At 64.5% G+C, this 3,926-nt stretch carries 4 protein-coding genes and 2 pseudogenes; 4 read left to right on the top strand and 2 right to left on the bottom strand.

From position 1 onward, the window contains the following. From EN750_RS22535 to EN750_RS40885, 4 genes and pseudogenes are all read left to right on the top strand, one after another. Nucleotides 1-1,167: TonB-dependent receptor (locus EN750_RS22535; protein WP_127397683.1), on the top strand; the 1,167-nt coding region annotated here is incomplete at its 5' end. After that, nucleotides 1,089-1,574, top strand: a pseudogene (locus EN750_RS41700) (hypothetical protein); the annotation flags it as partial. The gene EN750_RS22535 and the pseudogene EN750_RS41700, both read left to right, overlap by 79 nt. Before the next feature lie 56 nt (nt 1,575-1,630). Further along, nucleotides 1,631-1,792: pseudogene (locus tag EN750_RS40890) on the top strand (siderophore-interacting protein); the annotation flags it as partial. Nucleotides 1,793-1,822: 30 nt separating this feature from the next. Further along, a complete protein-coding gene (locus EN750_RS40885) occupies nt 1,823-2,254 on the top strand; it encodes a siderophore-interacting protein (protein WP_245482771.1) in 432 nt (143 codons plus the stop codon). On the opposite strand, the gene EN750_RS22525 is transcribed toward EN750_RS40885, so the two are convergent. Together EN750_RS22525 and EN750_RS22520 are read right to left on the bottom strand one after the other, a co-directional pair. Then, nucleotides 2,215-2,673 (bottom strand): DUF126 domain-containing protein, encoded by a 459-nt coding sequence (locus EN750_RS22525; protein ID WP_127397682.1) that lies wholly within the window; start codon nt 2,671-2,673, stop codon nt 2,215-2,217. The two genes, EN750_RS40885 and EN750_RS22525, sit on opposite strands and share 40 nt — an antisense overlap. Then, entirely contained in the window at nt 2,670-3,920 is a 1,251-nt protein-coding gene (locus tag EN750_RS22520) for an aconitase X (protein ID WP_127397684.1), read from the bottom strand. The genes EN750_RS22525 and EN750_RS22520 overlap by 4 nt, the downstream gene beginning before the upstream one ends. Nucleotides 3,921-3,926 lie beyond the last annotated feature (6 nt).

Genomic DNA, 3,926 nt, shown 5'->3' with positions numbered 1-3,926 from the left:
GCGCTGATCGACTTCAGCGCCAATGCCTACCACAACCGCACCCGCGCCGAGCAGACGCAGGTCGCGCCCGCCTCAGGGGTCGGCAATTTCCGTTTTTATGATGTCGCCACCTCGGGCGTCAACGCGAAGAATTCCTCGCGCTTCGACGCCTGGGGGCTGGCCCACACGCTGACCTACGGTCTCGACTACTATTATCTCGAGGCCTCCTCGGAAGCGGCGCATTTCGGCGCCGGCGAGCAGCAGGGTTATGGCAGCTTCCTGCAATGGCAAGGTGACTACAAGGAGTGGCTGCAGGTGATCGCGGCCATGCGCTATGATGGCTACCAGCTTGATGGCGAAACGCGCATCCCGTCGCCGCAGGAAGCCTCGATCTCCGGCGATCGCTGGTCGCCGCGCCTCACCGTCGGCGTCACGCCATTCGATGGCTTCCAGCTCTATGGGACCTATTCCGAAGGCTATCGGGCGCCGGGCCTGCAGGATGTCTTCCGTGGCGGCGGCGCGCATGGCGGCGGCGATACATACCGGCCCAATCTTCTGCTGCAGCCCGAGACGGCGAAGAACTGGGAGGCCGGCATCAACGTGAAATATGACGATTTGCTGACCGCGGGCGACCGGTTGCGCGCCAAGGTCAACGTCTTCCACACCGACGTCGAGGACTATATCGACGTCGACCTGACCGTCCTTCCGCGCACGGCGATCAACATCGGCGACGCGCGCCTGAAGGGCGTCGAGGCCGAGATGGTCTACGACTATAACTGGGGCTTCGTGAACCTCGCCGGGGCGCTGATCGACGCCAAGGTCGTCAGCGGCGTCTATTCCGGCCAGGCGCTGAACAACACACCGCTCGACCGCTTCTCGGCCACGATCGGCTTCCGCATGCTGGAAGACCAGCTCACCGTCGGCGCGCAATATCTCAGCGTCGGCAAGATCACCCGCACCAGCCGCACCAATCCCAACGCCGTGCCGGTCGCCGATGATGCCTTCGACCTGGTCAACGTCTTTGCCAACTGGCGCGTCAACGACAACCTCAAGCTAGATTTCGGCGTCGATAACATCTTCAACACCGCCTACACCGATCCGCAAAGCGCATGGTCGACCTCGGCGGCAACCGAACAGGGCAAGGGCCGCACCTTCAAGGTGGCTCTCACCGGCAGGATCGGAGGCTGACAATGAGCGAAGCATCGGCGCGTGAACTGGTCTGCGAGGCGCGGCTCAACCTGCGGCGTCTGCCTGATTACATGGACAGCATCAGCGACAGACTGCAGAGCTTCGAGGCCGATGCTTCGCATGACGGAAAGCGCATCGATTTCCGCTTCGCCTTCGGCGGGGCCTCTTTCGATATGGAACGGCTGGTGATGCGGGCCAATGCTGCCGACCGCGACGGGTTGGCCCGCATCAAGGATCTGCTCGCCACGGCGGTGCAAGTCTATGCCAGGGACGAAAACCCCGAGATCGTCTGGACCGGCGATCTCTCAGGCGAAACCAGCCTCGCCCAGTTCCGCGAGATGGTGGTGACGGATATTCGCGACCTCACTCCGCATATGCGCCGCATCCAGCTGACCGGCGAGGATCTCAGCCGTTTCGCCAAATTCGGCGGCATGCATATCCGCATGCTGTTCCGACCAGGGAGGTGCCCGATCCGCTGTGGCCAGTGCTGGGCGGCAATGGCTTGCCGGTCTGGCCCGCCGATGACTGGCGCCCGGTGGCGCGCGTCTACACCATCCGCGCGCTCGACGTGGAAAAGGGCATCATTGATGTCGACTTCCTCGTCCATCCCGGCGAGAGCGTCGGCTCCGCCTGGGCCATGCAGGCCGCGCCCGGCATGAAGGTTGGCATCATGGGGCCGGTCGGCCGTCCGGTACGACAGGCGCAGTGGTATCTCATGGGCGCCGATGAAACCGGCCTGCCGGCGCTGGCGCGGCTGCTGGAGACGCTGCCGATCGAGACAAAAGGCGTTGCCTTTGTCGAGATCGCCAATGACGGTGAACGGCAGAAGATCGCCAATGCCACCCGGATCGAAGTGCATTGGCTGACACGGGATGGCGTGGCGGCGGGCGAGGACAGACGGCTGGCCGAGGCTGTCCGCTCGGTAGCGTGGCCGCAGGACGGTTCGGTCTTCGGCTGGTTTGCGGCGGAAGCCGCTGCCGCCAAGATCGTGCGCGAATATTGGCGCGACACGCTGGGCCTCGGTCGTGATCAAACGCTGGCTGCAGCCTACTGGCGGCGCGGCGCGGCTGGATTGATGGCGGGGTGAACTCTGATGATCGGCCCGCCGTCTTTGCCGATGCCGATGTCAATTTGATCACCGGAGACAAGGCTCGAAATATCGCAGACCACCAGCGGCATTCGAATGTCATAGAGAAATTCGGCAACGATGGCGCCCACCGCCAGGATCGGGTCCGGCCGTTCCAGAAGAATACCGGCCGGCGCCGTACCCCTGCGGATCGCCTCGGCGAGGACCGAGGATGACGACGACGAGCCGCGACCACTCGGCATGACCAGGATCTTGCCAGCGACATTCTGGCCGAGACCGGGATGCGAATGGTCCGTTATGTTGCCGGTCTCGGCATCGATGCCACCCCAAAAGCTGAGCGCTTGCCAAAACACCAACGCCTGGCCCTCGGCCGCGCCGGCCAACTGAAAGGTGCCGGTTCGTTCCACCGGTCGCGTCATGAGGCGCTCCGCACGATATGCCCGACGGCAGCGGAACGGATGCAATCCTCCATCTCGGCGAAGGCGACGGACACGCCGATATTGCCCGGCGCGTAATGCGCCCATTTGCCGGAATTGGTCATGACCACGCCGTCGAGGCGTTCCAGGATCGATGTGACATAGGTGCAGGTATCGGCGACCGGGACCAGACCGAACGCCTCCATCCCAGCCAGCGCGCCCTCCTCCTGCAGTCGCGCCAGGGTCGCACGGCCCGTGTTGACGTAGATCGGGATGCGCCTTCCGGGTGCTGCCTCGCGCAGCAACGGCAACAGGCGCATCCACTCCTCATACGAAAAATGCGGCGTGCCGAGCGACACGGCCGCCACCGGCGCGCCATCCCGTACGCTCGATAGCCTGGCCAGCGCATGGTCGATATCGGCGCGGCTGATGCGGATCGTCTCGTCAGGCGCATGACCCTGGAACGCCTCATCGAGCGTCATCGCTTCCGGCGTGATGCCGAGCGCATGGAACAGCGCCACAGCACCCGTCGTTGCAGCCGCCGCACCCAGCGCCTTCAGCTGATCCTCATCGCGCGGCTGCGGCAGGCCGGCAATCACCGGAACGCGGTCGCCGCTCGCTTGCCCAATGAATAGCCCGACGCCGACGAAAAGGCTGTCGCTCGGCTCGCCGTCCGGAACATCCAGCTCAAACAGGATCCGGCCGCGCCGGTTCTCGCTCAGATGCAGACCCCAGGCCGGCGCGCGCCCAGTCATGGCGCAGCACAGATCGATGAAATCGCCGTAGCGATTGGTGCGCGCGCCGATCACCGAATTGGCAAAGACGATGGCGTTGGATTCGCCCCAGGCGATCTGTTCGCCGAACTCCGGCCTGAACCGCGTCTGGTAAGGTGCGCAAGTGAAGGTCGCCTGGCAGCCGAGTTCCAGATGCGCCTTCATCAGCCGCCGCGCCGGCACCTCTTCGGCGGCCGGCATCTTGACCATGCCGGGATGGATGAGATCGAACGAACCGACATTCAGCGTCGTCGGCACCTGAACACGGCCACCGCCTTCGACCAGCCGCTCGACGAAATCGAGACCGGCCTTGCCGTGGTAGAGACAGCCGTCGATATGAGCACCGGCAATGTCGAGCAGGCCGCCCGCCCCGACAGCATTGGAAAACGCGGCCAGGATTTTCATGGCAGCCGCGGCGGACGGACCCTGCTCGCCGTCGAGCATGGACCGGTCCTGTGCGGTCAATTCAAGCGTCATCAGTAC

Source organism: Mesorhizobium sp. M7A.F.Ca.ET.027.03.2.1 (assembly GCF_003999175.1).
Lineage (GTDB): Bacteria > Pseudomonadota > Alphaproteobacteria > Rhizobiales > Rhizobiaceae > Mesorhizobium.
This window is presented reverse-complemented; position numbering and strand designations above follow the sequence as displayed.